This window comes from Flammeovirga kamogawensis (assembly GCF_018736065.1).
Classification (GTDB): domain Bacteria; phylum Bacteroidota; class Bacteroidia; order Cytophagales; family Flammeovirgaceae; genus Flammeovirga; species Flammeovirga kamogawensis.
Map to the genome: position 1 here is coordinate 2,136,968 of NZ_CP076128.1, position 19,980 is coordinate 2,156,947.

The 19,980-nt window shown below is 30.8% G+C and carries 19 protein-coding genes; 13 read left to right on the top strand and 6 right to left on the bottom strand.

The window, feature by feature from the left end; all coding sequences use genetic code 11:
• Nucleotides 1-309 precede the first annotated feature (309 nt).
• The 13 genes from KM029_RS08465 (at nt 310) to KM029_RS08525 (ending at nt 13,257) form a co-directional block, all read left to right on the top strand.
• Nucleotides 310-1,149 (top strand): lysophospholipid acyltransferase family protein, encoded by an 840-nt coding sequence (locus KM029_RS08465; protein WP_144072869.1) that lies wholly within the window; start codon nt 310-312, stop codon nt 1,147-1,149.
• 222 nt (nt 1,150-1,371) lie between these two features.
• Nucleotides 1,372-2,577, top strand: a complete 1,206-nt coding sequence (locus tag KM029_RS08470) for a hypothetical protein (protein ID WP_144072870.1) — start codon at nt 1,372-1,374, stop codon at nt 2,575-2,577.
• 126 nt (nt 2,578-2,703) lie between these two features.
• On the top strand, nt 2,704-3,822 hold the full coding sequence (locus KM029_RS08475; protein WP_144072871.1) for a hypothetical protein: 1,119 nt from the start codon (nt 2,704-2,706) through the stop codon (nt 3,820-3,822).
• A 227-nt stretch (nt 3,823-4,049) separates the two neighbouring features.
• Nucleotides 4,050-4,640 carry a TetR/AcrR family transcriptional regulator gene (locus tag KM029_RS08480; RefSeq protein ID WP_144072872.1) on the top strand — a complete coding sequence of 197 codons (591 nt, stop codon included), beginning with the start codon at nt 4,050-4,052 and terminating at the stop codon, nt 4,638-4,640.
• Between the two features lie 4 nt (nt 4,641-4,644).
• Nucleotides 4,645-5,400, top strand: coding sequence for an outer membrane lipoprotein-sorting protein (locus KM029_RS08485; RefSeq protein ID WP_144072873.1), 756 nt, complete (start codon nt 4,645-4,647; stop codon nt 5,398-5,400).
• Between the two features lie 18 nt (nt 5,401-5,418).
• Nucleotides 5,419-6,636: an ABC transporter permease gene (locus KM029_RS08490; RefSeq protein ID WP_144072874.1), complete on the top strand. Its 1,218-nt coding sequence runs from the start codon at nt 5,419-5,421 to the stop codon at nt 6,634-6,636.
• Nucleotides 6,637-6,648: 12 nt separating this feature from the next.
• Complete coding sequence (locus tag KM029_RS08495; protein WP_144072875.1) at nt 6,649-7,863, top strand: ABC transporter permease; 1,215 nt, start codon at nt 6,649-6,651, stop codon at nt 7,861-7,863.
• Nucleotides 7,864-7,908: 45 nt separating this feature from the next.
• The gene (locus tag KM029_RS08500; RefSeq protein WP_144072876.1) at nt 7,909-8,580 is read left to right on the top strand and encodes an ABC transporter ATP-binding protein; all 672 of its coding nucleotides are present in this window, start codon (nt 7,909-7,911) and stop codon (nt 8,578-8,580) included.
• Between the two features lie 47 nt (nt 8,581-8,627).
• The gene (locus tag KM029_RS08505) at nt 8,628-9,809 is read left to right on the top strand and encodes a hypothetical protein (RefSeq protein ID WP_144072877.1); all 1,182 of its coding nucleotides are present in this window, start codon (nt 8,628-8,630) and stop codon (nt 9,807-9,809) included.
• A gap of 65 nt (nt 9,810-9,874) precedes the next feature.
• On the top strand, nt 9,875-10,399 hold the full coding sequence (locus KM029_RS08510) for a hypothetical protein (protein ID WP_144072878.1): 525 nt from the start codon (nt 9,875-9,877) through the stop codon (nt 10,397-10,399).
• Between the two features lie 126 nt (nt 10,400-10,525).
• A complete protein-coding gene (locus tag KM029_RS08515) occupies nt 10,526-11,587 on the top strand; it encodes a sensor histidine kinase (protein WP_144072879.1) in 1,062 nt (353 codons plus the stop codon).
• Nucleotides 11,568-12,323: a LytR/AlgR family response regulator transcription factor gene (locus KM029_RS08520; protein ID WP_144072880.1), complete on the top strand. Its 756-nt coding sequence runs from the start codon at nt 11,568-11,570 to the stop codon at nt 12,321-12,323. The genes KM029_RS08515 and KM029_RS08520 overlap by 20 nt, the downstream gene beginning before the upstream one ends.
• 358 nt (nt 12,324-12,681) lie before the next feature.
• Nucleotides 12,682-13,257: an outer membrane beta-barrel protein gene (locus KM029_RS08525; protein ID WP_144072881.1), complete on the top strand. Its 576-nt coding sequence runs from the start codon at nt 12,682-12,684 to the stop codon at nt 13,255-13,257.
• Nucleotides 13,258-13,353: 96 nt separating this feature from the next.
• On the opposite strand, the gene KM029_RS08530 is transcribed toward KM029_RS08525, so the two are convergent.
• The 6 genes from KM029_RS08530 to KM029_RS08555 form a co-directional block, all read right to left on the bottom strand.
• On the bottom strand, nt 13,354-14,784 hold the full coding sequence (locus KM029_RS08530; protein ID WP_144072882.1) for a PepSY domain-containing protein: 1,431 nt from the start codon (nt 14,782-14,784) through the stop codon (nt 13,354-13,356).
• A gap of 6 nt (nt 14,785-14,790) precedes the next feature.
• Nucleotides 14,791-17,082: a TonB-dependent receptor gene (locus KM029_RS08535; protein WP_158631002.1), complete on the bottom strand. Its 2,292-nt coding sequence runs from the start codon at nt 17,080-17,082 to the stop codon at nt 14,791-14,793.
• Nucleotides 17,083-17,305: 223 nt separating this feature from the next.
• Complete coding sequence (locus KM029_RS08540; protein ID WP_144072884.1) at nt 17,306-17,644, bottom strand: hypothetical protein; 339 nt, start codon at nt 17,642-17,644, stop codon at nt 17,306-17,308.
• Between the two features lie 156 nt (nt 17,645-17,800).
• Nucleotides 17,801-18,715, bottom strand: coding sequence for a sugar phosphate isomerase/epimerase family protein (locus tag KM029_RS08545; RefSeq protein ID WP_158631003.1), 915 nt, complete (start codon nt 18,713-18,715; stop codon nt 17,801-17,803).
• A 61-nt stretch (nt 18,716-18,776) separates the two neighbouring features.
• The gene (locus KM029_RS08550; RefSeq protein WP_144072886.1) at nt 18,777-19,370 is read right to left on the bottom strand and encodes a chromate transporter; all 594 of its coding nucleotides are present in this window, start codon (nt 19,368-19,370) and stop codon (nt 18,777-18,779) included.
• 1 nt (nt 19,371) lies between these two features.
• On the bottom strand, nt 19,372-19,926 hold the full coding sequence (locus KM029_RS08555; RefSeq protein ID WP_144072887.1) for a chromate transporter: 555 nt from the start codon (nt 19,924-19,926) through the stop codon (nt 19,372-19,374).
• Nucleotides 19,927-19,980: the final 54 nt, after the last annotated feature.

The window sequence follows — 19,980 nt, forward strand, 5'->3', positions numbered from 1 at the left end:
AAAACATTGATATTAAATCCTTAAAGAGTCTAAACAAGCCATTTTCACTATCATTTGATATGTTTTTTTTATACGTAAACAATTCTTAAGAATATTTTACCAAAATAAATGAATACTAACTTCTTTAATTAAAGCTATATTCAAAGGTTTGTGATGGATATCAAAAAAGTTCAAAAAATTAGAACTACTTATCGTTTAATAATTTCGTATAATTGTATTCAACCTAATTTATTGAAGGAATAAAATAAAGAATATTTTTGCAACTCATTGCGAAAGTCTAAGAGATTACATTTACTAGAAATATTACAAATGGAAGATAATAAAGAAACAGATAACAAAAATAATATTACCGACGAGTTTGATAAGGTTAAAGAAAAAGATCAAAAGAAAAAACGATTTCAATTAATAAGAAGAGATAACTTTGGTAATGTCCTTTTTTTAAAAAGAATGTTAATTGGAACATTAGCAGCACTTACTTACCCTCGATTAAAATTACATAACAATCTAGAAGTAAAAGGTATGGAAGTGCTCAAGAATCTTCCAAATAATAATGTTCTATTTATATCTAATCACCAAACATATTATACAGATGTAATTTCCTTTTATCATATTTTCTCAAGTGCTAAATGGGGATTTAAAAAAGGTGTTGCCAATTTACCTGTATATATGCTTAACCCAAGAGTAAATCTTTATTACGTTGCAGCTGAAGAAACAATGAAACAAAGCGGCATAATTCCAAAGATTTTCTCTCTAGCTGGAGCTGTTACAGTTAAACGTTCATGGAGAGCTCAAGGGAAAGATGTGAAAAGAGGTGCAGATATTAATGCTCCTTTAAAAATAAAAAAAGCTTTAGATCAAGGTTGGTTAGTCACTTTCCCTCAAGGTACTACAAGTCCATATGCCCCTGTAAGAAAGGGAACGGGTAACATAATTAAGAGTTACAACCCTATTGTTGTTCCAATAGAAATTGATGGGTTCAGAAGGGCTTTTGATAAAAAAGGACTTTTCTTTAAAAAGAGAGGTACCAAATTAAAAGTTCATATTAAAGATCCTATTCAATTTGCACCAGATGCAAGTGTTGATGAAATAGTAAAAACAATTACAAATGCTATTGGTCAAAATCCTGAGGATAAACCAAAATTTGATTAATAAAACCACTTTAACATTCATTTAAAAAAAAGAGATAAACTTTGCATCTTAAAAGTTTATCTCTTTTTTTTGTAGTTACTTATATAATACTGTGTATGAAAGTGACTAGTCAAGCAAACTAAAAATCGAACCTCTCTTTACTCTATTTTGTTACTATAACACAATAGTTATGTATTATAAAACGTTAATACTATAATTGATTTCCATATATTACCTACAATAATGTCAATACTCCTGCAACGGTTTTTTTACATTTCATCTTTAATTCTACTTACTCAAGTTAGTGCTTCAGCATTTAATATATCTCCTCCTTCATTTTGGGATGGTGTCTTATTAGCAAGTAAATCTGAAACATCAATAACTGCCTTCGTTGATAAAACAGAAGATATTGATGCCCTAACAATTGTAGCTAATGTTGATGGTAAGACGATTACACATCCTGTAAAACTTTATGGAAGATCATTAACTATTGAAACTTCAGGAGATCTTAATGGCTTTATAATGGTTAAAAAATTAGGGTTTGTTGTTGCATCTACAAAACTTTCGGAAATCGTTTCTACAGAACAGCATTACCTTTTAGCAAGAGTTGCAGTAATGAAATCTATGGATAAGAAAATTGGATATCAGTTTTCTAGTCGCTCTTATAAAACTTTAGATAAAGCACCTACAGAAGCTAAAAAAAGAGTTAATAGCGATATTCTAGCATCGAATAGTGCAAACCAAGGATTTACATTAAAAGAAGAAAGAAAACCCATAAATGCAAAACCTAGAAAAAATGACTATGTATACACTCCTTCCACAGAAATTGTAGAGGAAAAAGAAGTTGAAGAAGATACCAGTGAAAAATTAAACATAACAAATAGTAGAAGTAATGTGGCTATAAAAGCGGCATCAAACAGTTTGCTTTTTGAGGGTGTAATACATCATGCTATTCACCCTAAATATTTAAAGAAACAGAAATCTATTAGTTTAACCACAAAAAAAGATGCTAAAGAATTCGATCAAGAGTATGATGTGATAACTGACAATAATAGTTGGCTCTTATTAGAACATAAAAGACGATCAGAAACATATTCTTTTGATGGGGAATATATAATTAAGTTAGATAAAAAGTATTTTGATATTAAATACACTAACAAAGAAGAAATTGATAGATATCTTGTAAGAAATCATATTTCAATAAAACCCTATAACAAAAAGTTGCTGGGTATTTATTTTGAAAACCACGAGATTACCGCTTTAAAATCTACAAGTACTTATACAATAAGTCGATACAATAATAATACACTAAAAATAAAAACAGGAAATATCACCTATACTATATTTTCTGATGAAAAATTATTAGTTATTCGTGAAAATGAAACTCAATTACATAAGCTAAATAAAAGGATATTTAATCAAAAAGAGCGTTTTTACTACACCGATTGATTGTATTTGTATAAAAAAATGAACTTATTTAATTATTTATATTAAATTTAACTAAATTAACAACTTTATTTTTTGGTCATATTTTTTAGCCTAGGAAAAATAAAATAACTACTACTAAATAAAACAATGAAAAATAACTTCTCAGGAGATAGTGTTAAGCATAATCTAAAGTACTTATTTCTCCTTTTTTCTATACCAACGATTCTTGGTATATGTTCTTTTTCTATCTTTTCTAGAGATTGGAATGGAATCCTATTAATAACTAAACAAGGAGACGAGTATCTTGCTTTTATAGATAAACTAGAAAGTACAGAAGATATTACAATCGTGTCTTACATAAATAACAATAGAAACGAATATGCTATTAATTCTTTAAGTGATGTTATTCATTTAAAATTTAATAAGTCAGATGATGGGTATATTGCTGTAAAAAAAGGCAAACAGATTGTTTCTTCAGTAAGATTAAATCATATCCAAGACATGAACACCAAGCAATTTAATAGTCGTGTTCAAAAAGCTAAAGACTCTGCTCCTGTAAAACAACAAGAAGTTGTTTTTGTAGAACCAGAACCTAAAAAAGATCAAATAAAAGTAGTAACTGTTGTAGAAGAGGAAATTACGGTTACCGAAGTTCCTGATGAAAAAATTGAAGAAGAAAAAGTTAAAGAAGAAAAAGCTACCGCATTAGCAGGTATTTCTACTTATGAAACATTCTTGGTCTATAATCATTATAAACACAGTGTAAAAAATGTAGAAGATATAAAATCTAGAGATGATCTTTCTAAAGAGATCGTTAAAGAAGCTACTCTTCTAGAAGAATCTTATGAAATAGAAAATGATTACTATTCTTGGTTACATTTAAAAGATAAAAAGAAAGGTGATCATTTTGCTTTTGACGGAGAATACCTTTTTGAAATAGATCCAAAATACTTTGAATTAAAACATTCAGATAAGCACCTTCTAAAAGTATATAGAGATGAGCATGATATTCGTGTTAAACCTCATAATAAAAAATGGATGGGTATATATTATCAAGATATCTTAGTTTCGGAATTTAAATCAGCTAATGGTTATGAATTCTCTAAACTAGATGAAGATAACTTCATGATTAATATCGAAAAACATGTTTATAAAGTAAACTGTAGTAGAACATACATTACTATAAGAAAGGATGGCAAAATAATTGAACAATTCAATACAAATTCTTTCAAAAAAGAACCTGCTCCAGTTTTTCCTGCAAATTAATTATAGTACTTATTTAAGTATCTATTGCAATAACGAATAAAGCCGGTACTCATATTATTATGGGTACCGGCTTTATTGTATTTTAAGGTTTCTACTCCATTATAAAAAATGCTCCATTACTATCAAAAAACAGTTTATTTTTAATGTAAACCTCAAAACAAATACCGACCAGTTGGTATGTGTTAGTAATTATAATATATTTGACTATCAAAGAATAAAAATTCAAGATGTCAAATAGTACAAAAGAGCATATTATTGAAGTCGCACTTCAATTATTTAAGGCAAAAGGAATGAATAACATTTCTTTAAATGATGTCGTTAAAGCATCTTCAGTTTCTAAAGGAGCGCTTTATCATCATTTTAAAAATAAAGATGAATTATTAATTGCGTGCCTTTTGTCTTTTTGGAAAAACCAATCAGAAACATGGATAGAAGTACCTTTTGAGGAAATGTCATTACTCGACGTTATAAATCTTCTTAAAGTGGAGACTGCAAATTCTATTGAGAACTTTACAAGTGATCATGATAATTCATTCGAATTTTATATCACGACCTTATTTTCTGTTCGAAAATATCCTCAAATTCAAGAATTTAGTAAAGGCTTTTTTAATCACTTTAAAAATGGTATTGAAAAAGTGATTAAAAACGATCAAGAAGCAGGTGTAATAAAGAAAGAAATTATTCCTTCCGATTTAGCACAACTAATTATTGCTACAGGAGAAGGATTAGGAGTATTATCTTTTGCACAAATCTATGATACACCAAATGAAATTTTTAATAACGTATATAACCAAATTTATAAATCAGTAACCTATTAATCAGATGAAAAAAATTCCTATAATCCTTAGTGTTATTTTTTGTTTTATAACCTCTCTTACTTATGGACAAAATGCATCAGAAATCATAGAAAAGATGCAAGATCATCAAAGAGGAAAAAGTAGTTATACAAATATGACTATGAAAGTTGTTCGACCAGATTGGACTAGAACAATGAATATGAAATCTTGGTCTTTAGGTGGTGAAGATTACTTTTTAGTATTAATTACATCTCCTGCAAAAGATAAAGGATCAGCTTCTTTAAAGAGATTAAAAGAGATGTGGAGTTGGACACCTAGTATAGAACGTACTATTAAAATATCTCCATCAATGATGTCTCAAGCTTGGATGGGATCTGATTTTACTAATGATGATCTGATGAAAGGGTCTTCTGTAGTAAATGACTACAGCCATAAGTTATTAGGCAAAGAGACTGTAAATGGTTTAGAATGCTATAAAATAGAAATGATTCCTCATGAAGATGCAGCTGTTGTATGGGGTAAGGTATTAGTTTGGGTGACTACTGATGGTATTTATAATCAGATAAAAGTAGAAAACTATGATGAGGACATGTACTTAGTGAATACGCTAAATCAATATGATGTTAAAGAATTAGGTGGACGAATGATCCCTACTCGTCAAGAAATGGTTCCTGCAGATGAAGAAGGTAAAAAAACGGTAATGATCTTGAACGATGCAAAGTTTAATCAAAAGATTTCTCCAAACTTCTTCACGCAACAAAACATGAAACGTGTTAGATAACACTAAAATCACAATAAAATGATTACAAAAATAGCATGGCGAAATTTATGGAGAAGCAAGAGAAGAACGATTACTAGTATCTCTTCTATCTTTTTCGCCGTCATACTTGCAATACTCATGAGGTCATTGCAAGAAGGGTCTTATGGTCAGATGATTGATACTGCTGCAAGATTTTATATGGGATATGGTCAGGTGCATAAAAAAGGTTTTTGGGAGGATAAATCAATTAATAATTTGATGACTGACTCTAAAAAAACACGAGATCAAATCCTTTCAGAAAAAAATGTAAAAGGTGTTTTTGGTAGGTTAGAAACTTATGGAATGGCTGCTACAGATTCTCTTACAAAAGGAGTTATGATTGTAGGAACTGAACCAGAAGGTGAAAATCAACTTAGTAATCTATCTAGTAAGATTGTTAAAGGAAAATTTATCAATAACAATAGTAAAGGTATTCTTATTGGCGAAGGATTGTCAAACTATTTAGGCCTAACTGTTAATGATACATTAGCTATTTTAGGTCAAGGGTACCATGGGGCTACAGCTGCAGAATTATACAAGATTGATGGTATTATTAAGCACCCAAATCCTCAAATGAACAATCAGGTTGTCTACATGTCATTACCGACTGTTCAATATTTTGTTTCTGCTCCTAATATGCTTAACGCTTATATTTTAAATGTAAACGACAATCAAAAAATTGAGCAAACAGTTGCTGGTATTCGTAAAAAATTATCAGGAGAAGATTTTGAAGTTATGAGTTGGGCAGAGCTCTCTCCAGAAATGGTTAACCTTATAAATACGGATAGAGAAGGCGGAAAATTAATGATTTATATACTCTACATCGTTATCGCTTTTGGTATTTTTAGTACTATTTTAATGATGACAATTGAAAGAGAAAGAGAATTTGGTATTCTCATAGCTGTAGGTATGGTTAAAAGAAAAATCTACAGTATGCTACTTCAAGAATCACTTTTTATTGGTTTAATAGGTATTGCTACTTCAATTTTAGCTGGTTTCCCTATTTTATTATATATGGAAAACCATCCTATTGCTATTACAGGAGCAAAAGGAGATGCAATGGCAAAAATGGGAATGGAACCCTTACTTAGATTTACTGCTAGTTTTGATATTATTTGGCCTCAAGCACTCTTAATGGCTTTCATTATGGTGATCTGTACTATTTATCCAATCTACTATATATCAAAATTAAAAACAGTTGAAGCAATTCACTCTTAAACATTAAATACAATGATGATTACAAAAATATCTTGGCGAAATGTTTGGAGAAACAAAATGAGAAGTGGCATTCTCATCGCCTCAATTGCGGTAGGTTTATTAGGTGGTATTTTTACAATGGCCCTAATAAATGGCATGATGGAGTCTAAGATTCAAGAATCTTTGATTACAGAGTTAGCACATGTTCAAATTCATAAAAATGGCTTTGAAGTTAATAATAGTTTTAGCGATTCTATAAGAAATTTTCAAGCAATAGTAAAAGTAGCAGAGAGTGATTCTTTAACAAAAGGATGCTCTCCTAGAGTTGTTGTACAAGGCATGGCCTCTTCTGCCAACGATAGTCAAGGGATAAAAATTATAGGCATAAACCCTACGAAAGAAGTTACAGTTACAGATTTACCAAAATTCTTAATTAAAGGAGATTACTTTAAAGGGAAAAGAAAAAATCAGATTGTAATAGGTGAAGAGCTTGCTAAAAAACTGAAAGTAAAAATCCGTTCTAAAATTGTTATTGCTTATATGGGGCCTGACAAAGAAATGGTAAACACTGCTTATAGAGTGGCTGGTATTTTTGCTACTAGTTCTCCAGATTTTGATAAGGGTGTTGTTTTTACCCAATCAAAAGATATGTGGAAAAACGCAGGCCAAGAATTTATTCATGAAATTGCCTTAACATCAATCGATGGTGGTTCTTCTCCAGAAGGGTTAAGAGATCATTTAGAAAGTGACATTCATAATAAACAATTAAATATTCAGACTTGGAGGCAAATTGTTCCAGAATTAAGTGCTCTTGCTGAAACTGGAAATACAAATAGTTATATTATTTTAGGTATCATCTTATTTGCCTTAGGGTTTGGTATCTTAAATTCTATGACGATGGCAATATGGGAAAGATCAAGAGAACTTGGTGTTTTAATGGCTGTAGGTTTAGAAAGATCTAAGGTATTTCTGATGATTGTTCTAGAAACAATTTACCTTTCTTTAATAGGTAGTAGTATTGGAGGTCTTACTTCTATTGCATTAATAGCCTATTACGGAAAACATGGTTTAAAGTATTCTGAAAGTACAATTGCTGGGTTTAGTAATATCGTTTACCCTATTCTTTCGGCAGAATCATTCATACCATTATTCTTTATGGTATTATTTACAGCTATTGTAGCTGCATTACCTCCTGCTTTTAAAGCCATTAAGTTAAACCCTGCCGAGGCAGTTAGATACAAAGGATAATAGCATTGGCCATTTATTCCTTTTCAAATTCTAAATAATAAAGAGATGATAGAAATTAAAGACTTAGTCAAAACATATAACGAAAATACAATTCCTGTACATGCCTTAAACCATGTAAACCTGGAAATTAAAGAAGGTGAATTTACAGCTGTTGTTGGTCCTTCCGGATGTGGCAAAACAACTTTTCTTAATATTTTAGGAGGATTAGATAAGCCAACATCAGGTAATATTTTTATTGATGGAACAAACCTACATGACCGTTCTTCTTCTGAAATGATTACTTACAGAAGAGATAATATTGGCTTTGTTTTTCAAGATTACTCTTTGATGCCAGTACTTACTGCAGAGGAGAATGTTGAATTTATTATGGAGCTTCAAGGACGTTCTAAAAAGGAAAGAAAAGCCCGTTCTCAAGAACTATTAAATGCAGTTGGTATTGCAGATAAAGGCAATCAATTTCCTACTAAATTATCAGGAGGTCAGCAACAAAGAGTTGCTGTTGCTAGAGCGTTAGCTTCTAAACCAAAACTCATTTTGGCAGATGAGCCTACGGCAAACTTAGATTCTAAAGCCACTTCTGATCTATTGGATATTATGAGGCACCTTAATGAAAAAGAAAATATCACTTTTGTTATTGCCACTCATGATCAACGTGTAATGGACAGAGCAAAACGTGTTATCCAATTTGATGACGGTAAAATCATTGATGCAAAATAATTCTAGAAGGGCGTAGTTCATCGCTACGCCTTATTTTTTCTATCTACATGAATAAGCAATTACTCCTCCTCCTTTCATTACTTTCATTATCTATTTTCAGTTATGCACAAGAAGATAATGAAGAAGAAAAAACATCTAAGTTTAAAGAGAACTTTGTTGTGTCAGGCTATTTAAAGTATATGCAGACAATAAACCTGCCTAAAGATTTAGACGATGAATGGTATATCGATAATTTATTCCATAATCGTTTAAACTTTAAATATTATGCATCAGATAAAATTACACTTGCATTAGAGGGCAGAAACAGAATGCTTTACGGAGCTAGTCCTCAATATATCCCAAATTATGATCAAGAATTTGCCTCTCAAGAACAATACGCATTCAACATGTCTTACAACTGGGCAGCTGGTAATTCTTATGTTATTAATTCTCAAATTGATCGTTTTTACTTTGATTATTCTGCCGGAGATTGGCAAGTGAGAGTAGGTAGACAACGTATTAATTGGGGTGTTTCTATGGTATGGAATCCGAATGATTTATTTAATACCTATTCGTTTTTTGATTTTGATTACGAAGAGCGACCAGGTGCAGATGCCATTTTAATAAGAAACTATCTTGGTCCTATGAGTTCTATCGAAGTAGTTTTCTCTCCATCTAATGAGTTTGAATACTACAATGCTGCTGCATTATTTAAGACTAACTTATGGCAATACGATTTCCAATTTCTAGCAGGTTATGTTAGAGAAAATTATAACCTTGGTTGGGGTTGGGAAGGTCAAATAGGAGGAGCTGGTTTTAAAGGAGAAGGCACCTATTTTTACCCAGACTATTCTGGTGAAGACCCGTCTGTTGTAATGGATATTTCGTTAGATTATACATTCACAAACTCCATTTATTTACACACAGAAACTATTTATAATAGTGCAGGAGCTACCTCTCCTATTGGTGCAATTGATCCAACTTTCCAGCTTACGCCTAAAACATTAAGTTTATCACGATTTGCATTTTTTAATGAGATCCAATACCAATTAACTCCACTCACAAGATTAGGCGTTAATAGCATTGTAAACAGTAATGATAAATCTTATTATATAGGAGGCAATGCAACTACATCTTTAAGTGATAATTTTGAAATTCTTGTATTCGGAATGTTCTTCTTTGGAGATGAAGATTCTCAATATGGAGATGGTGGTTCACAGATAAATTGGCGTCTTAAGTGGAGCTTCTGATTGATAAGTTAAATTTATTTTACTTACTTGAAAAGTAAACTTCATTAATTAAATCAAGTACTCTAATGACTAATTTGCTATCAAAAATTAAAGCTAAATTTCCTTCTTATACATCCACTGGTACAATACTATTTTCTTCGTTTTTTATTTTAACCTCTTCATTACTTACTATAGATTTTTTTCTTCCTAAACAATTTGATATTGCTTATGTATATGATGTTGAATTTTCTGGTAATGATGGAATATTGGTTCGTTCAGACAATACAGCAAATTTTGTAATAGAATCCAATCAGGTGTTATTAGATGACATAGGTGTTGAGCTTTATGTATATAAAACGCCAATTTTTGGCAGAATAGATCCAATAGTTTCAAAAAGTGATCATACCACATTTAATGTTTGCTATAACTTAAGAAGTACATATTTCATTCCATGCCTGTTAACACTACTCTTGTCTGTATTAATGATTTACATTAAACCTTCTAAAGGTGAGGATATTTCTTTTCAAGGGATTTTAGGAGCCATAATTATTATACTTCAAATTGTAATAATAATGCTCAATTTTAATGCTTTACTTCTACTAGGCACTTAGATAAGGTGAATTACAATTCAAAGTACCGTTTCTACAATTCAAATTTAATTACAACAACTTACAGGAAGTGAACGACAATGCGTATTAGTTTTATCGTATATTAATAGTATAAAAAATAAAATTATTATGCCTACAATATTTTCAAATAGATCTCCAAAATATCAATTCCTACTTAGGTTAACAATTGTCTATTTAATTCAATTATTTATAAAAGCTTTCGATCATAGCTTTGGAGGAGTATTTCCACTGACAATAAGAGGAGCTTCATTTACCATTATATTCACCTCTTATTGGTTACTATGTTGGTATTTTGCAGAATTTATTCAAAAGAAAGTAGCGACTTTTAAAACTCCTTTCGAAATCATTGTTCATTTTCTAAATGGCTTTTTTGTAGGTATTTCCTCAAATATTATTTATATGTTGGGCGATACCTATATATTTAATAATGGGCATCTTTGGGTAGATATTAGGTTTTATAATCCTGAATTAGTAACAGGGCTCACCATTTTTTATATGCTGATCTATATTGTTTATAGGAATGTAGATAAAGAAATGACAATCAAAGAGAATCAAATCAACATTGAAACTATAGAGAAAGAAATGTTTAAGTCTCAATATATGGCTTTAAAAGCACAGATTGAACCACATTTCCTATTTAATAGCCTTAGTGTTTTATCAAGCTTGGTACATACAGATCAAAAATTAGCATCTGATTTTATCATTAAGTTATCAAAGACTTTACGATATATTATTGAGCAAAATAAACGAGTAACTGTTCCTTTAGAAGAAGAGCTTAAAATTGTTGAAGATTACTTCTTCTTATTAAAAACCAGATTTGGTGATAGTATTCAATTGAATATCAATCTTTCTGATGATTTATTACAAACCACTATTTTACCTCCGGCTAGCATCCAAATATTAATAGAAAACGCTGTTAAACACAACAAATTTTCGATAAAGAAGCCTTTAGTGATAGACATCATTTCTGACGGTAATATTATTCAGGTTTGTAGTACTTATGACAAAAAAGAGCTCGACGAAAACTCTACAGGAATGGGGCTATCAAACATCAATAAAAGGTATCAATTGATAGCAAATCAAAATATTACCATCGAAAAAAATAAGACTTTTTTTATAGTTAGTTTACCAGCCTTATCTCAAATCAATCATGAAGATTTTAATCATTGAGGATGAACTTCCTACAGCCAATTACTTAGAAACGTTGATTCTTCAATACAACAGCTCATTTGAAATTGTAGCAAAACTTTCATCTGTAGAAGACAGTATAGATTGGTTTAAAACAAATATACAGCCCGATCTAATATTTCAAGATATTTCTTTAAGTGACGGTAACTGTTTCGAAATTTACAAACAAGTAATGGTGCAAAGTCCGTTAATTTTCACAACTGCATATAGTGAATATGCACTAGAATCTTTTCAACTTAATAGTATAGATTACATTGTAAAACCATACGATTTTGAAGATATTAAAAGAGTTTTAAATAAATTTTCTCTTTATAGTAACTTATTTATTACTTCTTCTCCTTCTTCGATGAATGAAATACAAGAAAATAACGAGAAGAAAATCAAAAAGCGGTTTTTAGTTTCCATTGGAGAGCAATTAAAAACAGTAAATACAGAAGAAATAGCTTTTATTAGATTTGATGAAGGACTCACATTTCTACACCTTTATGATGGTAAAAAATATCCAATAGATAAAAGTATTTCAACACTTGAATCTCAGTTAGCTACTTCTCATTTTTTCAGGATTAACCGAAAATATATAATTAAAATTGATGCTATAAAAAAAATAAACACTTGGTTTAATTCAAGATTACAAATTGAAACAGACCCACCTACTCCAGAGGAACTTATAGTGAGTAGGGAAAGAGTAAAAGCATTTAAAGATTGGTTAGACAGCTAATTGATTGTATTAGTCACATGGAAATTTTCATGTGACTTTTTGTTTTTAAACACCTCTAAAATAATACTGTAATTACCTGGAAATTATTTAATAAAATATCTATCATTGATCCTTTAATTATCAGGTAGTTTTTTGATTACAATTCAGAAGCAAATTTCTACAATTCAATTTAAAAAATAACAACTGAACATAAATAGCATTCTTAGGGCACTACACTTGGCGTATAAATAAAATGTCGAAAGGATAAAAAGTAACAAACTTTTAAAAGAAAAAACAACGTGTTCATCTCTTGTCTTTTAAAACTTGATACCATGAAACCTTCATTTAATATTTATTTATAATTCACATTTCAAAACTTATGAAAAAGTCAATTTTATTTATCGTCTTCAATTTTATGTTCATTTCTTCAGCATTATTTGCTCAAGACAAAACAATTAACATTGGTGTAAAAGGTAGTGTAGGTATGTCAGGGTTCTCAAACAATCTAGGACTCTCTTCAGATACAAGACAATCTTGGGAAGGTGGTCTAATGTTAAGAGCTAACATACCAAATTTACCAATCTATGTTCAAACAGAACTTCTGTATACAAATACTGGAGGAACATTTGAATTTGATAATGCATCTCAAGATCTAGTGCTTAACAAAGTTGAAGTTCCAATTCTTTTAGGTGGAAAAATGGCTATTGGTAATATAACAGCTAGAGCATACGGTGGTATAGTTGCACAACAAATTGTCAAAGATAATTTCAGCGATATTAGTAGTGATTTAAATGCTAATGAGTTTAGCTGGGGATGGCAAGTTGGTTTAGGTGTAGACATCAAAAAGTTTACTGTAGATGCTAAATATCAACAAAGTGCTAATCTTGTTACAAACCCAGGTGTTGATCTACAATCACAACAGTTTATTGTAAGTGTAGGTTACTTTATCTGGTAAGACCTACTTTTCATGATAAACACTAAATAACTTCAGTAGTTTAAAATAATCAGCCACACTATTCTAAGTGATATAGTGTGGCTGTTTTATTAATTATCAATAAACTAATTCTCGGTTCTTTTTTTTCTGTTTTTTCACTACTTTTTTGGTGCTTATATACATCCAAAATCCTAATGAGCTTACTATAAAATTACCAAGAGCAAATAATAACAATATTGTATCTCTTACCCCTTTTCCTAAAAAGTCTAGTAGATGATATTTATGAAAATAGGCAAATATAAAACCAGAGAAAGCCGCTTTATCATCAATTATTGCACCTACAAAACCTGAAGTTGTGTCTATATACCATCGAGGATTTCCATCATAAGAAAATTGAACTTTTTGTACTGGCAATAGCTTATTTATAAAACCATATTCATTTTCAAATCTTTTGATTTCAGCAACACTTTTTACAGCAATTAGTCCACTAAATTGTTTTGCTAAACTCACTGCATAAATGCTATCTCCGCCTATTAGTTCTGAACCCGAAAAAACATCAAAATATTTTTTTATAATATCACGACCTTGTTTATAATGAAATTGACAATAGACCTTTCCTTCTATTCTAACAGGTTGATGGTTCATCCTGTTTTTATCAATCATATTAGTATTAAAAGTCATTTCATCAATAGTAAAAGTAGTTTCTGATGCAAAAATTGCTTTATCTATTGCTGTATATTTTGGTAGCATATGCATAAAAGCACTCATTGCAAAAAGTAACAATGTAAAAGACAAACCAATACCCAATATTCTATGCAAACGTCTTTGCCAAGGCACTCTTGATTTATTTTGACGTATATACGTTTTTCTAAACTTAGTATAAACCAAAATACCTGTTACTCCTGCAAAAAAAGTAATGAGCACAAAAACACTTAGAATTACTAACCGAAACGTTTGATTAAAATCTAAGAATGTCCAACTATGTGCGTATAGAAAAAATGTTTGAAAGGCACTTCTGATAGAGTTAGTGGCATACGTCATTTTATCAGAATTTACATCAATAAATACCCTTAAACCATCCATTCTCCTGTATTGAACTTTATAAACAGGTAGTATTCTTGCAATCTTTACATACTCATTAGAAAATGATTCTTGAGTAGTAATAGATCGGATTTTACTAGCATCTTCATCTGAATACAACCCTGCCAAATAAGAAGCATATTGTATATCTCCATCTTTTAATCTATCTCCATTTGTGGCATTTATATAAATATTATTACCTGCTATTTTAAACTGATAATAAAGCGATGAATCATAATTAATAAACCGATAAGATTGTATTGTAGCCCAATTATTCCGCACCATTATTTCGGCTACAGACAATATCGTTTTATCTGTATTTTTTATATTCTGATTTACAATTATACGTTGGTTGACTTTAGGTTTTAAGTTGGACATTAAAGGATGCATTACACCACTTAATGTCCATGCTAGAAGTGGAAAAAGTGCAACTAAACTCAATTTCCTATGTATTTTATATAAACTCATACTCTTTTATTTTTGACTTAAAGTATAACCTACCCCAAACTGAAAAGTACGTGGCGAACCTAAAGAATAATTTTCTCCCCAAGCAGATTTAGACACTCTAGAAGCATACAATTCATCTGTTAAATTCATGACATTTACCCATGTATCAAAACCTTTAAACTGGTAACCAAAACGTAAGTTTAAAAGGTGATATCCCTCGTATTTTTTTGTGTTCTGATTATCCATATAATAGGCACTCACTTTCTGAAACTCTACCGAAGTTCTAAACCCTTTTAAAAATTCTGGTTTAAAAGTTAATTCCATATTCGCAATCCAATTGGGAGCATTCGCCATTGTGTTTCCAGAAAAATCTTCTTTACCTGTATCAAACTGATCAAATGTATGGCTTGCATAGGTCCCCCCTATTCTTACAAAAACCTGAGAAATTGGCTTCAAATGTAAAGCAGCTTCTACTCCTTCATGCCTTGTAGACCCTGCATTTTCATTGAGATAAGATCCGTCATCTTGTACTACTGAGATTATTTCATTTTCACCTCTCATGTAATAGTATGCTGTTTCAACATAGCCTAATCCTTTAGGTAAAGAATACCAAGTACCTGCTTCGTAGTTTGTGTAATAAGAAGGTTCTAACGATGGCACTTTAACTCCTCTATATAATTCCGAAACTTGAGGAGGCATAAAACCTACACTATAATTTGCATAAAACCCTAAATTATTTTGCATTGTATAAGTAGCTCCAAGTCTAGGTGTTATTGCATTAAAATAATTAATAGAATTTGGTGCACCCGAAAAAGCAGTTTCTTCTAAATTATTACTGTAATCGTACTTAAAATGATCTGAACGAATACCTGCTGTTATAAATAGTCTATCTATTGGATTTACCTCTACTTGTGCATACAAGCCTGTGTTTAATAAATTAGTTTGGTAATCTGTCAAAACAGAATCTGTGGTAGAATAGCCTATATACTTTCCTCTTTCATCTCTATCAACATCAATATAATTTGCCCAAAAAGTTGTAGGACTATAATCAATACTTGCACCAATTCTAATTGTTGTATTAATTGATGGTATTTTTTGATTATGTTGAACTACTGTACCATAACTCTGAAAAGAGCTCTCGTTAACTTCTCCTTTTGCACTATTCGGGTTAGTCCAATCATTTTTAATTCTATAACTAGGAATCTGCCCCATTTTATTCTTTCTGTAAAAAACTTTCGCTGTGGTCTCACTATTCTTATTCCATGTTTTATCAATAGTTAGCGTAGATCTCCATAATTCTATTTCTCTTTTTGTGAAGTTATGAAGTGAAGTAAAATCTTTATCATAAAATGAGGTACTATCCAATGAAGATCCCATATCAGAATAATATTTCATATAAGTTGTCTTCGATGAAAATTTTAAACTTTCTGTCAACTTATAACTTACTATTGCCGAAATAATTGATTTATTAAAATCACTATGGTCCAAATAACCATTTTCTCTTTTTGCAGAATAACCTCCAACACTAACACCTAATTTCCCATTATCTGTTGAGCTTTCTACATTAGCATCAATTCTTCTATATCCATAAGAATCTCCTCTTAATTGTACTTTTGCCATTGGAACAACAGAAGGTTTTCTTGTAATAACATTGACCGCACCTCCAATTGCTTCCGATCCATATAAAGCAGATGCAGGACCTCTAATCACTTCAATATTCTGAGCCATTGTCATGTTCATCTCATTTAAAGCATTATGATTAAAAATACCTGTTGGACGAATAGGTAGGCCATCTTCTAAATAAAGAAATAGACTTTTTGTAGATAAAGGTTGACGAATAGCCATCATGTGTTGCTCACTACCTAAATCTGCCATTAAAACACCTGGCACTTTATTTATCACTTGTTCTAAAGATTGAGGTTTAGCCTCTTCTAACATTGTTGTTCCAATAGATGTAATTGCCATTGGAGCTTCTTCCCTTTTTTGAGCCGCTCTGCTCGCAGAAACTACTACTTGATTTAAAACATAATCATCTTGTTTTAATGTAATCATTGATTTTAAATCATTTGCTACACATGAAAAAGTGGTATAGCCAAGCATTTTAATTTCTATAATATCTAAAGCGTTTGCAGTTAGACTATAATTTCCACTCTTATCAGAAACTGTATAGGTACTTGTTGTTTGATTAATTATTATAGCTCCAACTAATGGATCTTTTGATAAATCATCTTTTATATTTCCTGAAAAATTTAAAATTTGGGCATGAAGAGAAGTTATGCTCAATACTAGAAAAAGAGCATTTAATATATGCGTTTTCATTAACATTTATAATTTAGACATAACGAGGAGCTAACACTTTTGAAAACGCTTTTTTAAACCGTATCAATAGCCTAGAAACCTTATTATTTTATAACTAAAAAAGAAAAGGGTGTAACGACTTAGAGGTATAAATAAAATACCTAAAATTAAGGCTGATATGAAAATTTAGACATACCAATACTTTAACCATGAAAATGGTAATTCGTCGTAATTTAAAGTGTAATTACACTATAGGAGGATGGAAGATTGTAAAGATGTAGTTATCGTCCACTTCATCGTCTATTAATACTGGTAATTGATTAATAGCACCTTGTAAACTCTCTTTTGAAAACATAAAGATTGAAAGTGAAAGTGGTTCTGCAACTACTTCTTTTAATGTGTTTTCATTGTTGCTACTTGATTCTGAAGTAGCAGCATTAGCCAATTTTGACTTTAATTGACAGCGCCCTCCACAAACCTGCGGAAGGTCTGTTCTGTTTTTGTTCACGCACAATACATTCGCATAAAAATCTTGACGTAGCTTATAATCCATCATTACTAATGGTCCATAAATGGTCTGCATAAATACGAGTGTTGCGAGAAAAAATGTAACTGATATGTTCAGTCTGTTCATCATTTAAAAGTGCTGATTTTGAGAGCAGCACAAATATACAAATGCTTTTTAAAAGACACACTTATTGGATATTTTATTTTTTGTAATGCTTTAAGGAACCTATTCTCAGTTATTCCTTTTTAACCATTCAATACTTTCTTTAATACTCTCTAAAGGTTGGTCAGAATGATCCTGTTCAACAAAGCAGTATTTCACTCCTTGTTTAGCAGCTTGCTTTACTATTTTATTTATATCAATAATGCCATTTCCTAAAGTTACAAACTGATCATTGGTAATAGATTGGTGTAAATAATTAGTGGTTGATTTTATATTTTTAAGATGAATTAAGTCTACTCGACTATCTAACTTTCTCATCATTTTTAAAGGGTCATATCCTGCCGCTCGTAACCAAAAAATATCCAATTCAAACTTAACAAATGAAGGGTCTAACCTATTTTCTAAAATCTCAAAAGGTGTTATATTATCCTCTTCAATAAATTCAAATTGATGATTATGATAAGAAAGTGTTATACCTGCAGACTTACATTTTTCACCTGCAATATTCAACGCTTCTGCCCACTTTTTAAAGTGTTCTACAGAACGTTCTTCCTCAAATAAATAACCAAATGTAAGGTTAGATAATCCATTTTCATGTGCTAATTCTAGTAAAGCATCAAAATTATTAATGCCTTCTATTTTTCTAATCCCTTTCTTATTGGCTAACTCCCAATTATTAGTAAGGTACGTCCACTGAAAAAAGGAACTTTTAATAGCTAAATTATTGGCTGATGCTTTCTCTTTTAAGTCCATTACTTGAGGAATGTTCATTCCTTCTAACTGTTTGTAACCCAAATTATTTAATAACCTGAGTACTTTATCTGGATTTTCTATAATTTCATTACGAATGGTCCACAATTGTAAACCAATGGTTTCTAAATACTTTGAAGAAGAAATATCCATAGAAAATAGAGTGTTTGGAAGAAGTGTTGCTCCTAAAGTAGAAGTTAGTGCTTGTTTTAAGAATGTACGTCGAGAATTCATTTCAGTAACCATTTTAGTTTAGCATAAATATAAAATGAATTCTCTTTAATGCAGAATAATATTAAAATAGCACAACCCCAACAAGAGCACTAACTGCTATTAATGCTATTGGGTGTACTTTCTTCTCGAAGAATTTGATAATAACAGCTGCTATTATGCATAATACAATACTACCCCAATGTACTTCAGAAAAATCTACACTAAAAAAGGTACTCTCTGCAATTTTCCATCCTGCAAATAAAATCAATGCTATGGTTACAGGTTTAATTCCAAAGAAAAATGCCTGCTTATATTTATTATGTTTTATCTTTTTTAAAATTTCAGATAAAGCTACTATACAAACCACAGAAGGAGTTGCTAAACCTGATGTTGCAAACAAGCCTCCTATTAATGCTCCTGTTCTACCACCAACTTCCATACCTACATCATTCCCAACATATGTTGCAGAATTTACCGCAATTGCACCTGGGGTCATCTGTGCTAATGATAATACATCAAAAAACTGATCAGGTGTCATCCAACCTTGTTTCTGAAATTCTACCACAAATAAAGGTACCATTGCTAAACCGCCGCCAAAACTAAAAAAGCCAATTTTGCAGAACACTAAAAATAAATCGAAATATTCTTGTATCGCTTCTACTGTAAATGCTTCCATATTATTTTAATAAATCTTTTATACGTTTAGGAAAAAACACATAGAGACTTAATCCCATTAATGCTCCAACAATTATTAATAAAATAGGGTGTAAATGAAAAGCAAAAAGCAGAACACAAGCAATTAAGAATATTCCTAAACCGTATTTATCTGTTACACTACCTTTAAACATTTTCCATACTGAATGTCCAATTAAAGCAACAATACAAGCTCTTGCTCCCATAAATGCTTTTTGTGCAATAGGGTGATCAAAACTATGAGAAAACAAGTGATAAATTATTGTAATAACAAGGTATGAAGGTGCAATAACCCCTGCAGTTGTCATTAAACCGCCAAGAAAACCCTTTTCTCTATAACCCACAAAAGTAGCTGCATTTATAGCAATTGTACCGGGCGTCATTTGGGCGATCGACATTATTTCAAGTAACTCATCTGCCGTTAGCCATTTCTTATTATCAATAAGTTCTTTTTCTAAAAGAGGAACCATTGCGTAGCCTCCTCCAAAAGTAAAAAGTCCTATTTTGAAAAAGCTGTAAAATAATTCGAAGTAGATCATATGTTCAATAATCAGATCATAATTTTTAGTAGTTGTGCAATATTAAGCTTCTTC

Bases quoted from the DNA above. Each gene is read 5' to 3' on its own strand.
- KM029_RS08465 (WP_144072869.1), top strand. From the start codon at position 310: ATGGAAGATAATAAAGAAACAGATAACAAAAATAATATTACCGACGAG.
- KM029_RS08470 (WP_144072870.1), top strand. From the start codon at position 1,372: ATGTCAATACTCCTGCAACGGTTTTTTTACATTTCATCTTTAATTCTA.
- KM029_RS08475 (WP_144072871.1), top strand. From the start codon at position 2,704: ATGAAAAATAACTTCTCAGGAGATAGTGTTAAGCATAATCTAAAGTAC.
- KM029_RS08480 (WP_144072872.1), top strand. From the start codon at position 4,050: ATGTCAAATAGTACAAAAGAGCATATTATTGAAGTCGCACTTCAATTA.
- KM029_RS08485 (WP_144072873.1), top strand. From the start codon at position 4,645: ATGAAAAAAATTCCTATAATCCTTAGTGTTATTTTTTGTTTTATAACC.
- KM029_RS08490 (WP_144072874.1), top strand. From the start codon at position 5,419: ATGATTACAAAAATAGCATGGCGAAATTTATGGAGAAGCAAGAGAAGA.
- KM029_RS08495 (WP_144072875.1), top strand. From the start codon at position 6,649: ATGATGATTACAAAAATATCTTGGCGAAATGTTTGGAGAAACAAAATG.
- KM029_RS08500 (WP_144072876.1), top strand. From the start codon at position 7,909: ATGATAGAAATTAAAGACTTAGTCAAAACATATAACGAAAATACAATT.
- KM029_RS08505 (WP_144072877.1), top strand. From the start codon at position 8,628: ATGAATAAGCAATTACTCCTCCTCCTTTCATTACTTTCATTATCTATT.
- KM029_RS08510 (WP_144072878.1), top strand. From the start codon at position 9,875: ATGACTAATTTGCTATCAAAAATTAAAGCTAAATTTCCTTCTTATACA.
- KM029_RS08515 (WP_144072879.1), top strand. From the start codon at position 10,526: ATGCCTACAATATTTTCAAATAGATCTCCAAAATATCAATTCCTACTT.
- KM029_RS08520 (WP_144072880.1), top strand. From the start codon at position 11,568: ATGAAGATTTTAATCATTGAGGATGAACTTCCTACAGCCAATTACTTA.
- KM029_RS08525 (WP_144072881.1), top strand. From the start codon at position 12,682: ATGAAAAAGTCAATTTTATTTATCGTCTTCAATTTTATGTTCATTTCT.
- KM029_RS08530 (WP_144072882.1), bottom strand. From the start codon at position 14,784: ATGAGTTTATATAAAATACATAGGAAATTGAGTTTAGTTGCACTTTTT.
- KM029_RS08535 (WP_158631002.1), bottom strand. From the start codon at position 17,082: ATGAAAACGCATATATTAAATGCTCTTTTTCTAGTATTGAGCATAACT.
- KM029_RS08540 (WP_144072884.1), bottom strand. From the start codon at position 17,644: ATGCAGACCATTTATGGACCATTAGTAATGATGGATTATAAGCTACGT.
- KM029_RS08545 (WP_158631003.1), bottom strand. From the start codon at position 18,715: ATGAATTCTCGACGTACATTCTTAAAACAAGCACTAACTTCTACTTTA.
- KM029_RS08550 (WP_144072886.1), bottom strand. From the start codon at position 19,370: ATGGAAGCATTTACAGTAGAAGCGATACAAGAATATTTCGATTTATTT.
- KM029_RS08555 (WP_144072887.1), bottom strand. From the start codon at position 19,926: ATGATCTACTTCGAATTATTTTACAGCTTTTTCAAAATAGGACTTTTT.